The following is a 20664-nucleotide window of genomic DNA, read 5'->3' on the forward strand; positions in this document are numbered from 1 at the left end:
TGGGGGAGAGGTCAACTCCGGCGAGGAGGTAGGTGCCGATGCGAATGCGTGTTGTCCTGACGCCGCTCGTGCTCACGGCGGTCCTGATCCTGCCGGCGCTCACGGCGCCGGCCCGGGCGCAGAGCGGGGCCCGCAAAGTCTTCCAGATCAGCATGACGTCCTACAAGTTCACCCCCGCCCTCATTACGGTGAACCGGGGGGATACCGTCATCCTGCAGATGAGCAACGACGATCCCGAACGTCGCAATCACAGTATTGCGGCGCGCCTCTTCACCCAGATCGAGGTCAAGGCGACCGGGCAGTTTCGCACCGGCGTGGGCGACGAGCGACGCTTCTTCGCCGCGGAGCCGGGGCAGAAGTTCGAGCTGGAGTTCGTCGCCTCCCAGGCCGGGACGTTTCCCTTCGTCTGCGGCGTCTTCGACCATGGGGCGCGCGGCCAGACCGGAGCGATCAACGTCCTGCCCGCTCCCGCCGGACAGCGCTGAGCCCGCTCTGAAGCGTCCGCGAGAACAGGCAGCCGGTCGGGCGGTCCAGACCTCACCCCCCACAGGCTGAGACCGCCGGCCGGCTGCCTGCTGGCGTGACCTGTCCCGAGGACCTCGTCCAGAACCTCGGTCGAAAGAGGCTACGCTCGCTGCACTTGGTGGCTTCAGCAACGCGCGAGCTCTTCGCTCGGTTATCGAGCCGGCTGGCGGCGCTGACTCGGGCGCGAGGGTGGGGTTCGTTTCACCCGATGCCCCACCCTCAGGGACGTGGACTACGCGGCTTTCATGAACTGCGGGGCGACGCGCAGTCCCTCTTCTGCCGTGATGACCGGAGCGATAGTAAAGTCGTACAGGTCAGACCACGGCGCGGTTGCGGCAAGCAACGAAACGGCACTATCCGCCTCCGCGATGACGATCACATTGTAGTCCCCGCCTTGCGGCCAGTACTCGGCCACAACGCGCAACCCCGGAGGGTACTGCCACTGCGCGCGCCGGGCGAGGCGTTCCTGGACGGTCCCGGCCTTGGCCTTCCCAAAGGCGATGACCAGCATGGCTGCTCACCTCCGGTCAGTATCGCGCTACCTCGGCCGTCACCTGCGATGGGATAACTCCCGGCATCACCTCCCTCCCCGGCGGCTCCCGCTCAAGGCTGATGAGCACGCGTATGCCGCCCGATGTCGGAACGCGTATCCATCGCGATGAGGAGTCAGAGCAGGCTGTGTCTCTCCGGGTGTGGCGGGCCGGTGGGACGATGCTGTGTTTAGAATTTAGGATAGAGCAGTCCCGGCGAGTGCCACAATCGGGCGCAAAGAGTATTCTCACGGAGATCGCTGCGTCCGACAGGGCGAGGGATGGCGGAGGGGGTGGGACTCGAACCCACAAGGGGCTTGCGCCCCGCCGGTTTTCGAGACCGGTCCCTTGGCCAGTTCGGGGCACCCCTCCAGGCCGCGACTATTATACTCGACGGTGCGCGCCGGCGCACTCTAAGGGCGGGCCCGGGCTAGGATCCAGGTGCTGAGCGTGTCGAGGAACCCCGGCGCGAAGCGCGGCGCGAACCCCGCGGCGAGGAACTCGCGCGTCGTGCCCTCCCGCGCTTCCGCGAACCAGTGGTTGGCGCGCGGCAGGGTGACGATCGTCACGTCGTCGTTGCCCGCATCGCGCAACCAGGCGCGGAGGGCGTCGGCGTTGCGGTCGGGCGGCACCTGGGTGTCGAGGGCGCCGAAGAGGGCGAGCACCGGGACGCGCAGCGTGCTCAGCGCCGGACGGGGATCGTAGTCCACAACGTAGCAGATGTAGCTGGCGCCCAGGGCGCGGCACAGCGGCCCGAGCGCGGAGGCCGCGCGGAGGATGAGGTCCAGGCGGCGGACGCGCCCGCGCACCGCCGCCGCGCTTACCCCGCGGCGGGAGGCCTCCACCGCCTCGTACGTGAGCGCCTGCGCGCGGACGGACTCCGCGGGACCGGCCAGCATGACGAGGGACGCCACCGGGGCGCGTTGGGCGACAAGCGGGACGACGTACCCGCCCTGGCTGTGACCGATCAGCCCGATCCGGCGGCGGTCGATCTCGCCGCGCCGGCCGAGCCACCCGATCAGCGCCGCGACGTCCTCGGCCCGCCCCGCGAAGGTCTCCCGCTTCCAGGTCCCCGTCGATCCGCCCACGCCCCGCTTGTCGTAGAGCAGGACGGCGATGCCGCGGGCGGCGAGGTGGCCGGCGATGAGCCGGTAGATGGGGAACCGCCGCCCCCCGTTGCGGGTGGCGGGTCCGGACCCTGAGATCACGACCACCGCGGGGAAGGGGCCGTCCCCGCGCGGCAGGATCAGCGTCCCGGCCAGCGTGGCGCCCGCCACAGGCACGCGCACTTCCTGCGCCCCAGCCGCCGGCGAGGCGAGCGAGGCCTGGGCGATCAGGCCGATCAACAGATCGCCACGAGCGGCGCGATCACGGCAGCACCATGCCGGCCGTGGCGAGTAATCGGCCGAGCACGGCCAGCGGCAGGCCGACCACCGTGAAGTAATCGCCTTCGATGCGCTCCACGAACAGGGCCGCGCGACCCTGGATGCCGTAGGCGCCGGCTTTGTCCATGGGCTCGCCCGAGGCCACGTAGCGCGCGATCTCCTCGTCGGTCAGGTGTCGGAACCACACCCGCGTCACGGAGCTCTCGGTCAGCCGCAGCGGCGGTTGTTTGCGCAGGAGGGCGATCCCGGTGACCACGTGGTGCGGGCGCCCGGAGAGCAGCCGGAGCATGGCGGCGGCCTCGGCGGCGTCGGTGGGCTTGCCCAGAAATCGCCCCTCGGCGACGACGATGGTGTCGGCCCCGATGACGCACGCCGCGGGATAGACCTGCATCGCGGCCTCCGCTTTGGTCTCGGCCAGCCGGCGTGCCGCGGCTTCCGCCGCGCGCACAGGATCCTCCCCCGGCTGCGGGCCGGGGGGCGCGAGATCTTCCCCGTCCCGTCCTTGCCCGGGGGCGAAGACGGTGAAGGGGAGGCCCAGCTGGCGCAGCAGATCAGCGCGCCGGGGCGAGGCGGAAGCCAGAACGATTTCCACCGCGAGCCCTAGGAGGGTTTCGACGGCACGCGCCAGGGATGGCGGAAGAGGCGGCCGCTCGCCGCGCGGGGCACGATGGGGGCCTGCCCCTCGATCCGCAGGGCGCGGATGAAGGCCTCCACCACGTCGGGATCGAACTGCCGTCCCGCCTCGCGTCGCAGGTGGGCCACGGCCTCCGTCGGCGCAATGGCCTGCCGGTACGGCCGCGAAGAGGTCATCGCCTCATAAGCGTCGGCGACCATGAGGATCCGGGCATGGATCGGAATCCGGTTGCCGGTCAATCCGTCCGGATATCCGGTGCCGTCCCACCGCTCGTGGGTGTGCAGCACGGCCAGCTTGATCCGATCGTCGACGGGGATCGGTCGCAGGATGCGGTAGCCGATCACGGAGTGATGGCTCACTCTCTCCCGTTCCAGCGGGTCCAGCGGTCCGGCCTTGCGCAGGATCTGATCGGGGATCCCGATTTTGCCCAGGTCGTGCAGGTATCCGGCGATGCGCACGGCCTCGACGTCCCCCGCCGGCAGGCGCAGCGCGCGCGCCGTCGCCTCGGCGTGCCGCGACACCTCCGCGGAGTGGCCGCCCGTGTACGCGTCCTTGGCGTCGATCGCGGCGGCCAGGGCCTGGATCGTCCCCTCGAAGGCCGCCTGCAGAGAAGCCTGCTGCTCGACCAGCGTGCGGGAGGCCCGGTAGACCAGTCCCACCAGCACAGCGTAGAGGAGCAGGATGCCCCCCAGCACGTAGGCCCAGGCGCGGACCCGGGCCTGCTGAATGTGGGCCAGCAGCGGCGCGGCGCTTAAGGTGACTTCGTACACTCCGTTGGGGACGCTCTCCCCGACCAGGCGCACCGGGGCAAACACATGCAGGAACTGGCGGGTGGTGCCCAGCACGGCAATCGGTCGTCCGGCGAGTGCCTCCCAGACCTGCGGTGCCGTCGCCGTCTCCATCGCGATGTGCTCGGGGTTGTTGGAGTAGACGATCCTGCCGTCCCGACCCCACAGCCGCACTTCCCGGATCCCGTTCTCGAGGAGGTGCGGTTGCAGCAGGCCGGTCAGGTCGTTCATGCGCGCCGGCCACAGGGGGTGGACGAAATCCCCCTTGACGAGATAGGGGGTAAGCAGGCTGTCCGCGGCCTGGACGGTCGTGGCCGCCGCCTCCCTCAGCGCGGCCTGGCCGACCTGGCCGGAGACGAAGATTCCCAGGGCGACGGCCAGGATGATCGCCAGCGCGGCGCTGGTGACGGTGAATCGCCCCAGAAGCGTCAACTGCCGCCTCCTCGCCGGATTCTGTGGCTGGCTGGGGACAAACCCCGCCCGGGGGGAATATCCCTGGTGTTGGACCCCGGGCGCGAAAACCCCTGCCGGGCCCCGGTGATCTTCCCCCGGGGGCGAGGGATCTACTGTCGGGGGGCTCGGTCGGGCCGCTCTGTACTGATGGCCATGGCGAGGTAATCGGCGGCCTCGGCGTGCTCGCCGCGTTCTTTGAGCAGCATGCCGAGCTCGCGGGCCGTCTCGCCCACTTCGGCGGTCATCTTCGCTTTGCGGAAGATCTCCAGCGCTTCTTTGAAGAGGTCCGCGGCCTGTTTGAAGCGGCGCTGGTGGCGGGCGATGCGCGCGGTAGTCACCAGGATCTCCGCCCGCTGCGCCTGGTCGTGCTGGCTCTCGGCCAGTTCCAGCGCCGCTTTGGCCTGCGCCTGCGCCTCGGCGGCCTTTCCCTGATGGAGCAGGACGCGGGCCAGATCGTTGAGGATCGCCGCGCGGCCGCGCGTCTCCCCGGAGGCCTCCTGGAGCCGAAGGGCCTGGTGCAGGAGGCCGAGGGCTTCGGCGGCCAGCCCGGTCCGGAAGAGCAGCACCCCGGCGGTGCGCAGGATCTGTGCCCCTTCCGCTCCTTCGGCACCGGCCTCCAGCGCGGTGCGCGCCTCCTGCAGCGCCTCCCGGGCCTCAGCAATCTGCCCGGTGGCCACCCGTACGGCGGCGGCTCCGACCAGCGCTCTGCCCAGGATGAGCGGTAGGTCATGACGGCGCGCGACCTGCGCCACCTCCTCGAAGATGCGCACCGCCCGGGCCGTGCGGCCTGAAGAGTTGAGCAACTCCCCGTAGGCCAGCATCGCTTCGCACCCTTCAACGGAGCGCAGCGTGCGGGTCGTCCGGAAGGCCTCGATGGCCGCTTCCAGCGTCTGGCGTCCGGTCGTCTCGTCGCCCCGCTTCAGGGCCAGCATAGCCAGGCGGGCCTGGGCCCGCGGCTCGTAGGCGGGGAGCTTGTGCCGGCGCGCCCAGGTCAGCGCCTCCTCGAAGAGCCGCTCCGCGTCCCGCGCCTTCCCCTGGGCCAGGGCGATGTCGCCGCGCGTCAGGATCAGATCGGCGCGCAGGTCATCCGCATTGGCCGAAAGCACCTCGCTGGCGGCGAGCAGACGTTCCGCGTCGGCCGGTGCGGTCTCCGCCACGGTCCGGGCCAGCGTGAGCAGGGTGAGCGTCGTCTCCCGCGGCAGTTCCGCCGTGTCCAGGAGCAGCAGCGCAAGGGAGGTCTGGAGGCGGTTGGCGATGTTGATGAGCGTGGCCACCGAAGGATAGGTGCGGCCGGATTCCAGCAGGCTGATGAAGCTCTTGGTCAGGTTGGGTTCGGCCAGGTCCGTCTGCGTGAGGCCGCGGAGGCGCCGGACGCGGCGGATGCGGTTGCCCAGGCGCTTCAGCCAGGGCGGGTTTCGGGGTGTCTTCTGTTCGGTCATCGCGCTGCGGTGTTTCGCGGGCGGAGGGAGATTGGCCTCTCGCGGGGGAACGCCGCGCTGTCGAGTGTTCATGCGGATATTCCCCTCGACGAGAAAAGTCGAGTTCTATGCGATAGCGGCGGAAGACGGGGATCCGGTGACATATCCTTGCTTCGAAACGTGCGGTGAAGGTCCTGCCCTATCGCCCAACTCCGCAGGTCGGACGTCGTCCAGGAGCGCTCCGAGCAGGCGATGCACCTCTATCTCGACGACGTGCACAAGACATGCAACAAGCGGTTTGCCGACCTGCTCGGCTACCGCTCGCCGCATGAGTGGGCGTCGATCGACGAGCCCTTCCCCATGGTCTTCGTCGCGGAGCGGAGCCGGCGGCCGCTGGTCACGGCCTACCGGAACGCGGTCGAGCGCTTCGTGGGGACGACGCTGGATGTGACCTGGCGGACGAAGTCGGGCCGGACCGTGGATACGAGCGTGATGCTGGTGTCCATCACCTACGAAGGGCATGTCCTGGCGCTGCACTACATCAGCCAGAAGTGAAGATCACCCCGAGGTGAGCGCGGGCCGACGGACGCGGAGACGGAGCCATGCGCCCAGCCCCAGGTAGCGCAGGCCCAGCCAGAGCAGGACGGCGGCGAAGAGCAGCCGCAGCGCCCACCCCGACGCGCCGAGCGCGCCGTGACCTCCCAGCCAGCAGCCCAGGATAACGCCGGGCAGCAGCATGACCAGGATGTGCCTCCGGAGGTGCCCGTGTCTGGCGTAGACCCAGGTGCCCGTCACGCCGGTCAGAACGAGGGCGGCCAGCGACGTGCCCTGCGCGGTGTGCTGGGAGAGACCGGTGCCGAGCACGAGGAGCGGAACGATCAGGACCCCGCCGCCGACCCCGAGCAGCCCGGCGATGCCCCCGGCCAGGGCGCCGATGGCCAGCAGCACCAGCGGGAGCGCCGCGCCGCTCAGCCCCCCGTTCCAGAACAGCCGGTTCTTCAGGACGAGCAGCACGGCGACGACGAGCAGGAAGGCGCCGAAGTACTTCCGCAGGCGCATCCCGGGGACCCGGGACGCGTAGCGCGCCGAGACGTACGACGCGCTGACCGCGGCCGCGGCCAGCCAGGCCGCGGCGGACCAGTTTACCGCGCCGCGGCCGGCGTACACCCACGCGCCGACGATGCCCGTGGCGATTACCGCGGCCAGGCTGGTGCCGTGGGCTTCATGCTGCGACAGGCCGGCCCACAGCGTGAGCAGCGGGACCATCACCACGCCGCCGCCCAATCCGACCAGCCCGCCGAAGATGCCGCCGATGAAGCCGATGACCAGCGCCCGGATCTGAGCCGGCACCGCGATTCCCCGACCCACCGTATCCCCGCCAACCGGGGTTGCCCATCGGGCGCGCGTCGGATTTGCCTACCCTAAAGGTGTGGGTGGGAGGATACGTACCCCTCTCCGGGGGGCGTCGAATGCGCGGCAGAACGTCAGCTGGAAGCGGGGCGGTCACCGGCGCGTTTGCGCTCGGCTAGTGTTTTCATCAAGTGCTCGGTCAACCGCTCCCGGATCGAGCCCATCGCCGCCTCGGACCACTCCAGGAACCCCTGACCGGTCTTGAACCCGAGACGTCCTTTCCCCACCAGGGTCCGCAGGGTGGTCGATGGAGTGGGGTCCGCGTTGAGATGCTTGAGCAGATAGTCGTGGATGGCGAAGGTGAGATCAAGGCCGACCAGGTCCGCATTCGCCACCGGTCCGAGGACGGGAAGCCGCAGGCCGAAGCTGTTGCACACAACCTCATCGACGGTGGCCGCGTCGCACACGCCGGCGTCGATCAGGGCGAAGGCCTCGCGCCAGAGGGCGTGCTGCAGGCGGTTCCCGATAAATCCGGGGACGTCCCGTCTCACCCGCACGGGATGCTTGCCGGCCCGGGCCAGGAGGTTGTAGACGGCCTCCACGGCCCACTCGGCCGTCTCCTCCGTCCGCACCACCTCAACCAGAGGGATCAGGAAGGGCGGGTTCCAGAAGTGGGTGCCCAGGACCCGCTCCCGACCCTTCGTACTCGCCGCGATTTCGGCGATGCGGATGGCCGAGGTGTTGGTGCAGAGTACGGCCCGCGGCGGAGCGTACCGTCCAAGATCCGAGAAAAGGCGTTGCTTGAGGGAGAGGTCCTCAGGTACGGCTTCGATCACCACGTCGCAGCCTGCGCAGGCTCTGGCCAGATCGGAGGTCGGAACGACGCGTTGCACAACCGCTTCTATTTGCCGGTCCTCCACCAACGCGTGGCGGGCCATCCGAAAGAGGTTCTGCCGGATCCGGTCCCGCGCCGAGGCCCGGGCTGCGGGGTCGGTCTCCACTAGCCAGACGTCGTGGCCGGCCGTGGCAAAGACCTGGGCGATGCCATGGCCCATCAACCCCGCGCCGACCACGGTGACGCGCTCTCCCGCCATGGCGCCCCTACCCGGCGGTGTATCCACCGTCGACGTGGAGCACGGCCCCGGTCATGAAGTCAGAGGCCGGCGAGGCCAGGAAGATCACGGCCCCGACCATGTCCGTAGGTTCGCCGAGCCGACCGATGGGGATACGGGCGAGGAGCCGTTTGTACACCTCCTCGTTCCCCCACATCCACTCCGTCAGCGATGAGCGGAAGAGGCCCGGAGCGATGCAGTTGACGCGGATGCCGTAGGGCCCCCACTCCCAGGCCAGCGTCTTGGCCAGGAGGTGCACCGCCGCCTTGGCCGGCGAATAGGCGGAGTACTGGGCCATGCCCAGGTCGCCGCGCTGCGAACCGATCAGGATCACCGCGCCTCCGCGGCCCTGATGGATCATCACCCGGCCGACTTCCCGGCAGAACAGCCAGGTCGCTTTCAGGTGGGAATCGACGATCGCTTCCCACTCTTCCACGGATTGGTCGATGATGGGTTTGGGGCGGTTCATCCCCTGGGCGGTGACGAGGATGTCGATGCCCCCCAGCCGCTCGGAGGTGGCTTCCACGACGCGCCGCACATCGTCCACCCGATCGGGCTGTCCGGCGCAGAAGTCGGCGATCCCGCCGGCCCCGACAATCTCTTCCGCGAGCGGCCGGAGGGTGTCCGGGTTTCGGCCGGTCAGCATCACCCTGGCCCCCACCCCGGCCAGCCCCCTGGACACGGCCGTACCCAGCGACCCGGTGGCTCCCGTCACCAGCGCCACCTTTCCCTGGATGTCAAACAGGTTCCGTGCGGTGTGAACCGCCGTCATGGGCCCCGACCTCTTCTCAGCCGGGCGGGTAAGGCATGATCACGAGCATCGACGCCACCCGGTTGGTGTCGTTGCGCACCTCGCGCTTCTCGTTGGGCCCGATCCAGATGGAATCCAGCGGGCGCAGGCGCACCTCGGTCCCTTCGAAGGCGATCGTCAGCTCGCCTTCCAGCGCGACGTAGATCTTGTGCAGCGGGCTGGCGTCCCATTCCGCCCTGGCCCCCGGGAGGTAGTAGGACAGGCCCACCCAGTAGGGGGCTTCGCAGCCCAGACGCGCGTGCTGCAGGTGCATGGCGTGGACCGTCTCGGTGTGCTTGGGCGGACTGTACTTCACCGCTTCTTCCAGTCGTGTGACCTTCATCGTCAGCCCCTCTCGATCCGGAACTCGCCCGTCTTGTCCAGGATGGCGACCATACGGACGATGCACCCGTCGCCCCCCACCCAGCGCCAGGGGAAGGCCGCCACCGTCACGCGCTTTCCGGTCACCTTGTCGATGTCCCCTCCGACGTTCTCGAAGCCCACGATCCCGTTGCTCAGGAGGAGGCGGTGGCACGGCTCCCACTCGGGGAAAACCTCTTCGACGCGCCGCCCCGTCTCGCGGCGAAACTCCTCACAGACGTCGGGCAGCAGGGGGCCTCCGGGGCCGTGGGGGCCGATGGCCGTGGCCAGGGGGTGGTCCAGCGCCTGCTGGTCCACGCCCACCGCCTTGACCCCCCGTTCCACCAGCCACTCTCCCGCCTCGCGATAGAGTCCGGGGGAGTAGGCGAAATACTGCCGGCTGTCGCCGTAGTACCGGTGCCAGCCGCTGTTGATGATGACGATATCGCCCCGCTCGATCCGGGGCCGCGCGCGCTCCAGGTCCTCGGGCATGATCTTTTCCCACCGGCCCTTGGGGATTGAAACCACGACGGCCGTGCCGAAGAACCGGTCCAGCGGGATCTGATCGACAAAGGGCATGCCCTCCAGGACATGGGCGGGAGCGTCGGTGTGGGTGGTCGTGTGCATGAAGGTGGTGATCTGCTGGGAGAGCACGCCGGACTTGGCGTGGTAGTGGAACCGTTCGATCTTGATGTCGGGGAAGTACGGCCACAGTGGGGCGTCGCGCCCCCACGGATGGCTCAGGTCGTAGAACTCGAGCCCATCGGTCGAAGACGCCATCTCTCCTCCTTTCCCGACGGGGCTATTCCCCGCCGTCGAGGATCTCGGCGACGATCCCCTCCACAACCTCGGGGGGTAGCCCGTTCTTCCACACCAGCGCAGTCTGCTTGATGCGTTCGGCGATGGCGCCGATCTGCTCCTTGGTCGCCGTCCGCCCCTTCTTCGCCAGCAGCATCTCGACGTAGTGATGTCCGCTCCCCCGGCCCGCGATAAACTCCACTCCGGGTTGCCCGACCAGGGTGGGCGGATACGGCATCATCCCCAGGGTACCGATCGGGGTGTCTTGAAACTGCCGGAGGATGTGGATGATGATCCCGGACTCCACCTCGAACAGGCGACTGCCGACGATTGGCTTGTTCGTGGCCGGGCGAACTTTGGAGACCTCAGCGACCATCTGCGACAGGCGGGTGAGCCCCTGCAGGCGGATCCCGGTGGGGACACCCAGCAGGTACTCTGCCGCCACAGCCACCTCCTCGGTGGCGACGTTGCCCGCCCGCTCGCCCAGGCCGTTCACAGAGCAGTGCACCTCGTCCACACCGGACGCGATCGCCGTGAGCGCACTGGCCGTGGCCAGACCGAAGTCGTTGTGGATGTGCAGGCCCAGGGGGGTCTCGGGGAACCAGGCGCGAAGCTGCCGGATGAAGAACTGCATGGCCAGCGGATGGGCCATGCCGAAGGTGTCCGAGACCGTGATCCGATCGACGCGGCCCCGCTCGATGATCTCCCCGAAGAACCGTTTGATGTAGTCGAGGCTCGGGATGCGGAATGTGTCCCATCCCATGAACTCGACGTACATTCCCGCCTCATCCTTTGCCCGGCGACTGAACTGGACGATGCGATCGATGAGCGCCTCCGGGGTCAGGTTGTAAGCGTACTTGACGAGATAGGGGTTGATTCCGAACTCCAGGACCATCGCCGGCGCCCCGGCGGCGATCGCCGCTTCCAGATCGTCTTCCCGAACGCGGACCAGGGGCGTCACACGTGTGCGCAGCTTCATCCGGGAAAGCGTGCGGATGACTTCCCGGTCTTCCTCCGTCGCGGGCAGGCCGGGTTCGATGGACGGGATGCCGAGGCGGTCCATCTCCAGGGCCAGATGGATCTTCTCCTCTACGGTGAAGGCGACGCGCGCGGTCTGTTCACCGTCGCGGAGGGTGACATCGTGGATGGTCAGCCGTTGGGGGAGGGTCATCGTCCGGCGGACATCGGGCAGGTAGTTGAGCGGTGAGGCCCAGCGGCCGGGGGAGAAGTACGGACCCTCCAGGCTCACGCCGAACGCCGGTGCAAGCTTCTCCATACGTCCCTCCTGTATCCCGACATGGCCGGAGGCAACGAGACCGATCAGCTGGGGGAGGCGCCGGTAGCGGGGTAGCCCAGCTCCTGCGAGATCGCCTCGGCGCATCGCTTCACGGCCTGGGCGAAAGTTGTTGCTTCCGATGGCCCAAACCGGTCCGCCGGCGCGACCACGGCCAGGCTCGCCCTGACCGTGCCCGGCGGGCCCCAGATTGGCGCGGCCACGGCACACACGCCGACGGTGTGCTCCTGAAGGTCGTAGGCGACCCCTTCAACGGCGACCCTACGGATCGTCTCGGCCAGCTTTTCGGCATCGGTGATGCTGTACGGCGTGAGGGGAAGCAGTGGTCTGGCCAGAATCGATGCCCGCTCGTCCTCCGGCATGAACGCCAGGAACACCTTGCTGTGGGCGTTGCTCAAGTCCGCGAAGACGCGTCCCACGCGGGAGACGGGTTTGAAGGGGCGCGACGTGCGCACCTGGTCGATAAACAGGGCGCCTTCGTTGGTCCAGACCGCAAGATCGACGCTCTCCCCGGTCTCCTCGGCCAGTCGCACCAGGAACGGGCGGGCGATCCGCATCAGCTCCGACTGCAGGACCCCGACGTAGGCGATCCGCAAGAGGGCCGGACCCACGCGGTACCTGCCGTTGCCGGGATCCGACACCAGGAACCCCGCCGCCTCCAGGGTCTTCACGAGTCGGAAGACCGTGGCCTTGTCCAGGTTCACCCGCCTGCTCAGGTCGCTGACGCCCCACTCAGGCTGTTCGACGGTGAAGCAGCTCAGAATGCGCAGGCCACGGGCCAGCGAGCGCACGGCATACTCCGGCTTCTTCGCCGCCTCCACCATCTCTCACCATCAGCCCGCCGGCCGAATCGAGTCCTCTCCCTGCCCTACGCTGCCCTCATCCACTCCCTGTGCATACCGCCTTCCCGCGGGGAGGAAGAATGCAGAGCATGCATATCAAGCGTTGTGGAATCGGGATGAGGTCGCAACGGGCGATGAGAAAGTTGCATAGCAAGGTCGAGGAAAGAACTGTCTCTGTGGACGAAACAATCGTTGCATGGTATAATCTAGCGCACTTACATGCGTCGAGTCAAGGTGCGCGGCTCCCGGCTGCTGCGGACGCATTTGGTAGGCCTGCCCGTGGACTCTCCCACGGCAACCCCCTTCTCACCGGACGGTCGCGCATCCCCGGCGGGACCATTCTCGAAGGGAGGTGAGGCATGAGGAGGCCTGCGCTCGCCATTGCGGCGGTAGTGGTGGTGGTTGTGGCGGTCGTGCTGATCCTCGTCTTCCGTCCGACCCGGCCGACGGCGCCGGCGGAGATCCTCGTCGGCGTCCCGGCCCCGTTGACCGGTATCTACGCTGGGTTCGGCGAAGGCTTTGTGTTCGGGATGAGAGCCGCTGTGGACGATGTGAACCGGCAGGGCGGGGTACGGGTCCAGCAGTATGGGGCGCGGATCCCGATGCGGCTCATCGTGGTCAACACGGAGAGCGACCCGGCCAAGGCCGGTGCCCTGGCCGAAGATCTCGTGACCCGCAGCAAGGTACACTTCCTGGCGGCAGGCGACCAGCCGCCGCCGATGCACCCCGGCGTCGCCACCGTGGCCGATCGGTACGAGATCCCCTACGTCATGTCCACGGGGCCGCTCGAGCCCTCCACGGCCATGCGCAACGAGGTCGAAGGCCGCTGGAAGTATACCTGGGCCACCGGATTGTTCGCGATCGTGACACCGGCTCCGGCCGGAGACTTCAGGGCCGGACCCGGATATACCATCGTCGATACCTGGAAGGCGATGCTCGACCTGTACGGCAATCAGACGAACAAGAAGGTGGCCGTTTTCGCCTCCGACGATCCGGACGGTGTCGGTTGGTTCGCCCTCTTCTCCAAGACGCTGCAGGAGTGGGGATACACCGTGATCGGCACGGAGAGGAAGCTCGGCCTGACCCCGATGGATACCGCCGACTTCAGCCCGATCATTCGAAGGTGGAAGGATGAGCAGGCGGAGATCCTCTGGGGCAACGCGCCTGCGCCCTTCGTGGGGACCCTCCTCAGGCAGGCCGCGGCGCTGGGGTTCAAGCCGAAGATGGTCTCGATCGGCCGTGCCCCTCTGTTCTACGAGGACGTCTCGGCCTGGGGCGGGGATCTGCCCTTGGGCATCGGCGTGGAGATCTGGTGGGATCCCTCCTTCCAGAATTCTCCCGGGATCGGCGGGACGACCCCCCAGTCCCTGGCCGAGCGGTGGGCCAAGGATACGGGCCGGCAGCTGAACCGCAACATCGGCCCCGGGTACCGCATCATCCAGGTCCTCATCGATGCCATCGAGCGCGCCGGGGTACTGGATGGGCCGGCGGTCAACGCCGCCCTGGCCAAGACCGACCTGCTCACCATCGGGCACCGGGTCAAGTTCGATGAGAATCAGTTCAGCCGGGGCCCCCTCGTCTTCGGGCAATGGGTGAAGACGGACAAACCGTGGGTGTGGGAGTTGCCCGTGGTCTTTTCGAAGCATGACTTCATAAAGGCCACCGCCGCCCCAATCTTCCCCATCCCCTCCAGGTAGGACGGAGGCACCCCGGGGTCTGCTCGGGTCGCGGGTGGTGGGTGTGGATCGCCCCCTGCTCTCGCTGGTCCGGGTCACCAAGCGCTTCGGGGGCCTGGTGGCCGTCCGGGAACTGGACTGCACCGTGCAATCCGGCGAAGTCGTCGGCCTGATCGGTCCCAACGGGGCGGGCAAGACGACCGTGCTCAACATCATCTCCGGCGAGCAGCGGTGTGACTCCGGAAGGGTGTGGTTTCGAGGGCGGGAGACGACCGGGTACCCGCCCCACCGCATCTGCCGTCTGGGGATCGCCAGGACCTACCAGATTCCCCAGCCCTTTGCCAGCCTGACGGTTCGGCAGAACGTTTTGGTCGCCGCGACCTTCGGGGCCCGTCTGGCTCCGGTGGAGGCCGAGCGCGAGACCGCGCGGGTTCTCGATCTCGTTGAGCTCGCGGCCTGGCAGGAGGCGCGGGCGGGAGGGTTGCTGGGCGATGCGTTGAGGCGATTGGAACTGGCCAGGAGTCTTGCCGCCAGGCCCAGCCTGATCCTGTTGGACGAGGTGGGGGCCGGTCTGACCGAGCCGGAGATCGCAAAGTTCCTGGCCATCCTCAAACGAGTGCGTGATGCGGGCGTGACCATCCTGCTGGTAGAGCACGTCATGAGGGTGATCACGGACGCCGTGGACCGGGTGATTGTGATGGCTCAGGGCGCCAAGATCGCCGAGGGCACGCCGGCCGAGGTCATGCGCAGCCGCAGCGTGATGGAAGCCTACCTGGGACAGTAGCGGGGAGCCGCCCGATGGCCGGGGGACAACCTCAAACCACACTGCTCAAAGTCAGCGAGATCGACGTCCTCTACGGCTCCTTCCAGGCGTTGTGGGGCGTATCCCTGGAGGTGAGGGCCGGGGAGATGGTCGCCCTCGTCGGTGCCAACTCCTCGGGCAAATCGACGCTGCTGAACGCGATCTCGGGGTTTCTGCGCCCGGCCCGGGGCCGCATCGAGTTCGAGGGCAGGGACATCACCCGGGACGACCCCTGGCGCACGGTCGATCTCGGTATCGCCCATGTCCCGGAGGGACGGCGCCTGTTTCCCGACCTCACCGTGCTGGACAATCTCATCCTGGGGTCCTACAGCGCCAGGGCCAGAGCGCGGAGGGCGGCCAATCTGGACGCCGTCTTCACCCTCTTCCCCAGGCTGGCCCAGCGCAGGCACCAGGTTGCCAAGACCCTCAGCGGAGGGGAGCAGCAGATGCTGGCGCTGGGGCGCGGTTTGATGTCCGCTCCGGCGTTGCTGCTCCTGGACGAGATGTCCCTGGGTCTCGCGCCGGTCGTCGTCGGTGAGCTGTATCGGACGCTGCAGCAGATCAGGGCCGCGGGCGTGGCCATCCTCTTCGTCGAACAGAACGTGAAGCAGAGTCTTGGGCAGGCCGACCGGGCGTACATTCTGGAGAAGGGACGCATCGTCCTGAGCGGGGAGGCGGCGGTCCTCCGAGAAACGGAAGAGGTCAAGCGGGCCTATTTCGGTGTGTGACCGCCCCAACGGGTACTGAGCGATGAGTGCAGCCGTACCCTGGGACCTGGTCGCGCCCATGATCATGGGCGCTCTTTTGGGCGGACTCTACGCCCTGGTCGCCCTGGGCCTGTCTCTGGTCTTCGGTGTGATGAAGCTCATCAACGTGGCCCACGGCGACTTCGTGGTGTTGGGCAGCTACGCCGCCTATGCCGGGATGTCCCTGGGCCTGGATCCCATCCTCAGTCTCCTCGTGGGCGTCCCCGCCTTCGGGGTGTTGGGTTTTTTGTTGTACCGGTTCCTGATGCACCGCGCCTCCGGGATCTCGGCGGAGGCCCCGCTGATCGTGGCCTTCGGCCTTTCCATCGTCCTGCAGAATGCGATCCAGATCGCCTGGTCCCCGTTGTCCAGAGGGCTGACGACGTCCTACATCCTGGTCAGCCTCAGGTTCGGGTCTGCCGACATTCCTCTGGTCTACCTGCTCGATCTCGTCGCCGCGCTCATCGTCATGGCCGCGCTGGACGGATTCCTCCGCCGGACCTACCTGGGGAGGGCGGTCACCGCCGCCTCGCAGGATGCCAGGGCCGCGCAGCTCGTGGGCATCAACACCGACACCATCCACGCGCTGGCCTTTGCCATCGCCACGGCCACCGCCGCCATCGCCGGTGTCTTCCTCGGGTTGACCTATCCCTTCACCCCGTCGTCGGGCGTGGCCTACCTGATCATCGCCTTTGGGGTCGTGATCATCGGCGGCCTGGGCAGTATGCTAGGCACGTTCCTGGGAGGGATCATCCTGGGGCTGGCCCAGTCGCTGGGGGGCCACTTCTTCGGCGCCGCAGCGCAGATGCTGCCCGTCTACCTCACGGTGCTCGTGTTGCTGGCCCTGAGGCCGCAGGGACTCTTTGGTCGCTAGGGTGAGGATGAAGGCTGGTGTCCGACCCCGCGGGGTCGAAGCGGCAGCGTTCCTGGCAGGGGCGGTCGCCCTGGCCGCGCTGCCCCTGGCCGGCGTCCCCCGAAGCTGGCTCCTCTACCTGGTGTACTTCTCCCTCTACCTGGCCATGGCCAACATGTGGAACCTGCTGGCCGGCTACTCCGGTCTCGTCTCACTCTGCCAGCCGGCCTTCATCGGGCTGGCCGGGTACACCCTCGCCGTGGTGACCTGGGTCAATCTGCCGTTCTCTCTGGGGATCGTCGGCGGGGGCGCAATCGCGGCGCTTTTCGCCCTCGTGATCTCCGTCCCGGTCTTTCGGCTGCGGGGGATGTACTTCGCCATCGGCACGCTGGTCATCCCGGAAGCGCTGCGGACCGTTTTCTTGCTCTGGAAGCCCGTGGGGGGGGAGCTCCAGGGGCGGGGCGCGGGCTACGTGATCAAGGGCATCGCCGGGGTATCCATGACGGAACTCTACTGGCTCGCCCTCGCCGTCGGGGTGGCTTCGGTTTTCCTGATGCGCCGCCTCCTGAGGTCGCGATTCGGATTGGGTCTCTGGGCGATTCGCGACAACGAGAGGACGGCGGCCAGCGCCGGGGTGCCCGTCTTCCAGCTGAAGCTGTACGCTTTCATCGTGGCCGCCTTCATCACCGGGCTGGCCGGCGCCATCTTCTACGTGTACCAGGGGTACGTGGAGCCCACCAGCGCCTTCGGCGTGCGGTGGACGATGATCGTGATCCTGTGCACCGTGATCGGCGGCATGGGTACCGAGGGGGGCCCCCTGGCCGGGACGCTCATCGTCCTGTTCTTGAATTTCCTTCTGGCCAGATATGGAGGAGTGAGCCTGCTCATCCAGGGCGCGGTGCTGGTGGGGATCATGCTTCTGGCGCCGCGGGGAGTGATGGGGGTTGTCGGTCAGCTGCGGGCTGCGCAGCGCCTGTCACCTCCGAATGGTCAGGGTTCCCTTCCCCGGGAGACCTAGCGCGGCATGAGGACGAACCGGTCGCCCCGGAGGGAGATCGCGAACACGGCGGTCTGGTCGGCGACGACCGTGACGTTCGCCGTCAGTGTATCGTCGGCCGCCTGGACGACGACCTTGTAGCGTCCGGGTGGCAGCTCGTCGCCGAGGTCTCCGGCCTCGCCTTGGGCCACGACACGTCCGGCGGTGTCGAAGATCTTGTACGGGAACCGGTCGGTGGTGGCCAGCCGCAGCGCCCGGGCCAGCGCGGCGCCGCTCGGCGCGCTGTAGTAGCGCCCTCCGGTGGCCCCGGCGAACGTCGCGAGCTGACGCTCGGCCTGCTGCCCTTTCAACGTGAAGCCCACAATGTTCAAGGTGACGTCGAGGCCGGCGGCTTTCATCTGGGCCGCCGCCTTTGCCGGGTCGCCCCGGCAGGACTCCTCTCCGTCGGTGATCAGGACAATGAATCCGCCGCCGAGCGGCCTGAGGTCGGCCGCCGCCTGGAGCGCCGAGTAAACTAGCGGCGTTTCTCCTCGCGGGCGGAGGGAGGTCAGGGCGGAGAGGAACCGGGTCCGATCCAGCCTGCTGATGGGCACCATGAGTTCGCTGTCCCGGCAGGTCTGCGGGGACGTGGAGGGCAGTCGGTGTCCGTAGACGCGCAGGCCGACGTTGAAGTCGTCCGGCAGTCTGGCCACGACGCTCCTGAGGACGGTGAGCGCGGTTTGCCAGCGGGTGCTGGTTCCCAGCCGCGCGTTCATCGAACCGGAGACGTCCAGGACGATTTCAAGGTTACGCCGGACCGGTCCGACGCGGCGGAGCGCACTGGTTACCTGGATCCGCCCCGTCAGTGCGGCGGTGATCTGCTCCGGCCCCCCGGCGAGACAGATGGCGGCCCACATGGTGTGGGCGAAGTCGGATTCGCCGGCGGTATTCATGCGCGGCCAGGCGCCGATCGGTTTCTGGTGGGCGAGCAGGAAGCGTACTGCCTTCTGGAGCGGCGGGCTCCCTATGTCTCCCCCGGCATCGCGCAGCGCGCAGAGGGCCTGGCCTGTGGCGAAGGCGTTTGAGCCACTCTGTGTGCCGGCCTCTTTCCACCCACCGTCCGCAGCCTGCTCGGTCACCAGTTCCTGCGCGAGAGCGGCGGCGGCGCGCCGCTGCTCCGGATTGCCCAGGCGGGACAGCGCCATGATCTTGAATGCTTTGTCCTGGGTGGTCTGGGTGGCGGCGTCGGCGATCCACGCCACCGCGCAGTCGGCGGCCCGCCTGAACTGCGGATCACCGGTCTCCGCGGCCGCGCGGGCGAATGCCGCCGCGCTGTTTGCCGTGGTCAATATCGACCCCTGGTTGATCGGCGGCCGCACATTGTCTATCGTGATCTCGCCGGCCGGCTGCTGCCGTGGGAGCAGCCAGCGCAGGGCTTTGAGCAAGGTGGCGTCCTCGCGGACGCTGGCGAATTGATCGACGGCGGTCAGCCCGACGGCGGCGAACTGCGTGGCGGTCACCTGGCCGTCGTTGTGGTAGCTCCCGTCGGGATTCTGGCGCTCGCGTGTGAGCTGGATCAGCTGCTGGTAGGCGTCCTCGTTGATGATGTAGTCGTTGGCCCGGGCCTCCGCGAGGCCCATGATCACCTGCCCCTGGACGTGGCAGCCGAAACACTTGTGCGTCCGCTGCCAGCTCACCGATTGAGACTGCAGCCATTCCAGGCCGGCCTGCGCCGCCTGCCTGCTCGTACGCCTCCAGTGGCGCTGCGCCGCGGCGTGGCTGAGGTAGCGCGGGTCGATCGGTACGTGGTCACGATCCCCGGGCCCTTTCCACAGTAGAGAGAGTCTGCCCCTCGGGACCTCCTCCACGGTGCCCAGTCGTATGGTGTGCGGGGAGGAATCGAGCGTGAGAGTTCTCTCGTCTGCCGGCGCCTGCATGGGATGCGGCAGAATCAACCGACCGTCGATGTACAGGAACGAGACGCCGTCGCCCAGGAACAGAAACTCGTAGCGGCCGGACGTGGGCGGGGTCAGCAATCCCTCCCACTCTATCCAGAACTTGTTTTCGATGAGGGGCGTCACCGGCGGCGTGTTCCACTCGAGCGCGAACGTTTGGGCAAGGCCGGTCTTCCTCATGCTGTTGTACGTGTGGTCGGCGAAGAGGCGAATCACCAGGCCGGGGTGGACGGCGCCGATCGCGGTGACGACAAACTCGGCGCCCCGCGTGGCGCCTGAGCGCGCGGTGATCTCGACACGGTAGCGCCCGGCCTTCCACCCACCCGCCGGGCGGACCAGCGACGCCGCTCCCTCGGTGTCCCGGTCCACAGCGGCCGACGAGGTGGACATCACCGTCCCCGGCGCAACCCCCTCGACCTTTAGCGCAATCCACTTCACCTGCACCTCGCTGCGGGCGCTCACCTCTGCGACCTTCCACACCGCGTAGACGGCGGGCGCCGTCGCCGGCACCGCATAGACGGGACGCACTCCCGCCGCATCGAGCGCGACGACGGCCCGTGCGATGCGCATCCCCCGGGGCGGTGCGGGCTGCGCCAGCGGAGAACCGGACGGCGGCGTGAGACACGCCCGGGATGCGGCGGAGGAAGCCGGGCCGGCGGGCGCAGCCGCTGCAGGTGCCGACGGCAAGGACCGCGTGGCGGATGACTGCGCGCCGGCGGCCGCAGGCGGAGCGGGCGACTGCCCTTGCGCTCCCGCCTCCTCACCGGCTGGAGGGGGTGCGACGGCCGAGGGTTCCCCGGGAGCATCCGGAGGCCGCGGAGCGGCGGCCGGGGCGGGGCGAGCTGGACTCTCGCCGGAGGGAGGCCGGGCAGGTGACTGGCATCCGGCGGCGGCGATGGCCAGCGCCAGGCTCAGGACCAGCCCGGCCCGCAGCGCGCCCGCGCTAGAGCGGGATCCCCGCTGACTTCCGGTCACCGCGGGCCCCGGCGGCGGATGATCACGCCGCGTATCGCTTCGCGTACATGCTGACGAACGGGATGGTGAACGTCCTGCCGTTGTACGCCTGGACCGCATAGTAGATCGACAGGATCAGCCAGGCCAGCCAGAAGATGGGCGCCGTGAACAGGAAGATGAGCCATCCCAGAAACGGGATGCGCACGAAGATCTGCAGCGCCACCCAGACGATAAACCAGGCGATCCCCCAGAACAGCGCGGTCCACCCGTGGAGCCGCATGAAGGGATCTTTCTTCATGTCGGTGACGACGATGATGAGAGCGATGATCCAGATCGGATACCCCAGCGCGGCCAGCAGGCGATTCTCGTTGCCTTTGGTCTCTTCCATGGACGAACCCCCCTCGCTGTGTGATCGATGCCGGC

Annotated in this window: 21 protein-coding genes and 1 tRNA gene; 7 read left to right on the forward strand and 15 right to left on the reverse strand. The window is 68.2% G+C overall.

Annotated features, from left to right (window positions below; translation table 11 throughout):
- Positions 1-38: 38 nt before the first annotated feature.
- Positions 39-485, forward strand: a complete 447-nt coding sequence (locus QN141_01755; GenBank protein ID MDR7557196.1) for a cupredoxin domain-containing protein — start codon at positions 39-41, stop codon at positions 483-485.
- 272 nt (positions 486-757) lie between these two features.
- Here the strand turns inward: QN141_01755 and QN141_01760 are convergent, their stop codons facing one another.
- The 6 genes from QN141_01760 to QN141_01785 form a co-directional block, all read right to left on the reverse strand.
- Positions 758-1036, reverse strand: a complete 279-nt coding sequence (locus QN141_01760; GenBank protein ID MDR7557197.1) for a DUF3303 family protein — start codon at positions 1034-1036, stop codon at positions 758-760.
- A gap of 301 nt (positions 1037-1337) precedes the next feature.
- Positions 1338-1427, reverse strand: a tRNA-Ser gene (locus tag QN141_01765).
- A gap of 41 nt (positions 1428-1468) precedes the next feature.
- Positions 1469-2338: an alpha/beta fold hydrolase gene (locus QN141_01770; protein ID MDR7557198.1), complete on the reverse strand. Its 870-nt coding sequence runs from the start codon at positions 2336-2338 to the stop codon at positions 1469-1471.
- An 85-nt stretch (positions 2339-2423) separates the two neighbouring features.
- A complete protein-coding gene (locus QN141_01775) occupies positions 2424-3032 on the reverse strand; it encodes a Maf family protein (protein ID MDR7557199.1) in 609 nt (202 codons plus the stop codon).
- An 8-nt stretch (positions 3033-3040) separates the two neighbouring features.
- Positions 3041-4294, reverse strand: a complete 1254-nt coding sequence (locus QN141_01780) for an HD-GYP domain-containing protein (GenBank protein ID MDR7557200.1) — start codon at positions 4292-4294, stop codon at positions 3041-3043.
- Between the two features lie 131 nt (positions 4295-4425).
- Positions 4426-5754 carry a tetratricopeptide repeat protein gene (locus QN141_01785; GenBank protein MDR7557201.1) on the reverse strand — a complete coding sequence of 443 codons (1329 nt, stop codon included), beginning with the start codon at positions 5752-5754 and terminating at the stop codon, positions 4426-4428.
- Positions 5755-5985: 231 nt separating this feature from the next.
- On the opposite strand from QN141_01785, the gene QN141_01790 reads away from it, so the two are divergent.
- Positions 5986-6288, forward strand: a complete 303-nt coding sequence (locus QN141_01790) for a hypothetical protein (GenBank protein MDR7557202.1) — start codon at positions 5986-5988, stop codon at positions 6286-6288.
- Positions 6289-6291: 3 nt separating this feature from the next.
- On the opposite strand, the gene QN141_01795 is transcribed toward QN141_01790, so the two are convergent.
- The 7 genes from QN141_01795 to QN141_01825 all read right to left on the reverse strand — a co-directional run bounded on the left by QN141_01795 (position 6292) and on the right by QN141_01825 (position 12261).
- Positions 6292-7083 (reverse strand): sulfite exporter TauE/SafE family protein, encoded by a 792-nt coding sequence (locus QN141_01795; protein ID MDR7557203.1) that lies wholly within the window; start codon positions 7081-7083, stop codon positions 6292-6294.
- A 134-nt stretch (positions 7084-7217) separates the two neighbouring features.
- Entirely contained in the window at positions 7218-8177 is a 960-nt protein-coding gene (locus QN141_01800) for a 3-hydroxyacyl-CoA dehydrogenase family protein (protein MDR7557204.1), read from the reverse strand.
- Positions 8178-8184: 7 nt separating this feature from the next.
- Positions 8185-8967 (reverse strand): SDR family oxidoreductase, encoded by a 783-nt coding sequence (locus QN141_01805; GenBank protein ID MDR7557205.1) that lies wholly within the window; start codon positions 8965-8967, stop codon positions 8185-8187.
- A gap of 16 nt (positions 8968-8983) precedes the next feature.
- Positions 8984-9328: a cupin domain-containing protein gene (locus QN141_01810; GenBank protein MDR7557206.1), complete on the reverse strand. Its 345-nt coding sequence runs from the start codon at positions 9326-9328 to the stop codon at positions 8984-8986.
- Between the two features lie 2 nt (positions 9329-9330).
- Positions 9331-10125 (reverse strand): cyclase family protein, encoded by a 795-nt coding sequence (locus QN141_01815; GenBank protein ID MDR7557207.1) that lies wholly within the window; start codon positions 10123-10125, stop codon positions 9331-9333.
- Positions 10126-10147: 22 nt separating this feature from the next.
- Complete coding sequence (locus tag QN141_01820) at positions 10148-11419, reverse strand: hypothetical protein (protein MDR7557208.1); 1272 nt, start codon at positions 11417-11419, stop codon at positions 10148-10150.
- A gap of 44 nt (positions 11420-11463) precedes the next feature.
- Complete coding sequence (locus tag QN141_01825) at positions 11464-12261, reverse strand: IclR family transcriptional regulator (protein MDR7557209.1); 798 nt, start codon at positions 12259-12261, stop codon at positions 11464-11466.
- 377 nt (positions 12262-12638) lie between these two features.
- Here QN141_01825 and QN141_01830 point away from each other — a divergent pair, with 377 nt between their 5' ends.
- The 5 genes from QN141_01830 to QN141_01850 are packed head-to-tail and all read left to right on the forward strand — an operon-like array spanning position 12639 to position 17374.
- Positions 12639-13976, forward strand: coding sequence for an ABC transporter substrate-binding protein (locus tag QN141_01830; protein ID MDR7557210.1), 1338 nt, complete (start codon positions 12639-12641; stop codon positions 13974-13976).
- Between the two features lie 43 nt (positions 13977-14019).
- On the forward strand, positions 14020-14739 hold the full coding sequence (locus QN141_01835; GenBank protein MDR7557211.1) for an ABC transporter ATP-binding protein: 720 nt from the start codon (positions 14020-14022) through the stop codon (positions 14737-14739).
- Positions 14740-14780: 41 nt separating this feature from the next.
- Positions 14781-15485: an ABC transporter ATP-binding protein gene (locus QN141_01840; GenBank protein MDR7557212.1), complete on the forward strand. Its 705-nt coding sequence runs from the start codon at positions 14781-14783 to the stop codon at positions 15483-15485.
- A gap of 22 nt (positions 15486-15507) precedes the next feature.
- Positions 15508-16377, forward strand: a complete 870-nt coding sequence (locus tag QN141_01845; protein MDR7557213.1) for a branched-chain amino acid ABC transporter permease — start codon at positions 15508-15510, stop codon at positions 16375-16377.
- Positions 16378-16384: 7 nt separating this feature from the next.
- Positions 16385-17374: a branched-chain amino acid ABC transporter permease gene (locus QN141_01850; GenBank protein MDR7557214.1), complete on the forward strand. Its 990-nt coding sequence runs from the start codon at positions 16385-16387 to the stop codon at positions 17372-17374.
- Here QN141_01850 and QN141_01855 read toward each other — a convergent pair.
- Both QN141_01855 and QN141_01860 read right to left on the reverse strand, forming a co-directional pair.
- A complete protein-coding gene (locus tag QN141_01855; protein MDR7557215.1) occupies positions 17371-19857 on the reverse strand; it encodes a VWA domain-containing protein in 2487 nt (828 codons plus the stop codon). The genes QN141_01850 and QN141_01855 overlap by 4 nt on opposite strands.
- Before the next feature lie 427 nt (positions 19858-20284).
- Positions 20285-20629 (reverse strand): DUF4870 domain-containing protein, encoded by a 345-nt coding sequence (locus QN141_01860; protein MDR7557216.1) that lies wholly within the window; start codon positions 20627-20629, stop codon positions 20285-20287.
- Between the last annotated feature and the right edge of the window lie 35 nt (positions 20630-20664).

It is taken from the genome of Armatimonadota bacterium (assembly GCA_031459765.1).
GTDB classification, from domain to species: domain Bacteria; phylum Sysuimicrobiota; class Sysuimicrobiia; order Sysuimicrobiales; family Kaftiobacteriaceae; genus Kaftiobacterium; species Kaftiobacterium secundum.

Bases quoted from the DNA above. Each gene is read 5' to 3' on its own strand.
- QN141_01755 (MDR7557196.1), top strand. From the start codon at position 39: ATGCGAATGCGTGTTGTCCTGACGCCGCTCGTGCTCACGGCGGTCCTG.
- QN141_01760 (MDR7557197.1), bottom strand. From the start codon at position 1,036: ATGCTGGTCATCGCCTTTGGGAAGGCCAAGGCCGGGACCGTCCAGGAA.
- QN141_01785 (MDR7557201.1), bottom strand. From the start codon at position 5,754: ATGACCGAACAGAAGACACCCCGAAACCCGCCCTGGCTGAAGCGCCTG.
- QN141_01790 (MDR7557202.1), top strand. From the start codon at position 5,986: ATGCACCTCTATCTCGACGACGTGCACAAGACATGCAACAAGCGGTTT.
- QN141_01800 (MDR7557204.1), bottom strand. From the start codon at position 8,177: ATGGCGGGAGAGCGCGTCACCGTGGTCGGCGCGGGGTTGATGGGCCAT.
- QN141_01805 (MDR7557205.1), bottom strand. From the start codon at position 8,967: ATGACGGCGGTTCACACCGCACGGAACCTGTTTGACATCCAGGGAAAG.
- QN141_01810 (MDR7557206.1), bottom strand. From the start codon at position 9,328: ATGAAGGTCACACGACTGGAAGAAGCGGTGAAGTACAGTCCGCCCAAG.
- QN141_01815 (MDR7557207.1), bottom strand. From the start codon at position 10,125: ATGGCGTCTTCGACCGATGGGCTCGAGTTCTACGACCTGAGCCATCCG.
- QN141_01820 (MDR7557208.1), bottom strand. From the start codon at position 11,419: ATGGAGAAGCTTGCACCGGCGTTCGGCGTGAGCCTGGAGGGTCCGTAC.
- QN141_01825 (MDR7557209.1), bottom strand. From the start codon at position 12,261: ATGGTGGAGGCGGCGAAGAAGCCGGAGTATGCCGTGCGCTCGCTGGCC.
- QN141_01830 (MDR7557210.1), top strand. From the start codon at position 12,639: ATGAGGAGGCCTGCGCTCGCCATTGCGGCGGTAGTGGTGGTGGTTGTG.
- QN141_01845 (MDR7557213.1), top strand. From the start codon at position 15,508: ATGAGTGCAGCCGTACCCTGGGACCTGGTCGCGCCCATGATCATGGGC.
- QN141_01850 (MDR7557214.1), top strand. From the start codon at position 16,385: ATGAAGGCTGGTGTCCGACCCCGCGGGGTCGAAGCGGCAGCGTTCCTG.
- QN141_01855 (MDR7557215.1), bottom strand. From the start codon at position 19,857: ATGCGCATCGCACGGGCCGTCGTCGCGCTCGATGCGGCGGGAGTGCGT.
- QN141_01860 (MDR7557216.1), bottom strand. From the start codon at position 20,629: ATGGAAGAGACCAAAGGCAACGAGAATCGCCTGCTGGCCGCGCTGGGG.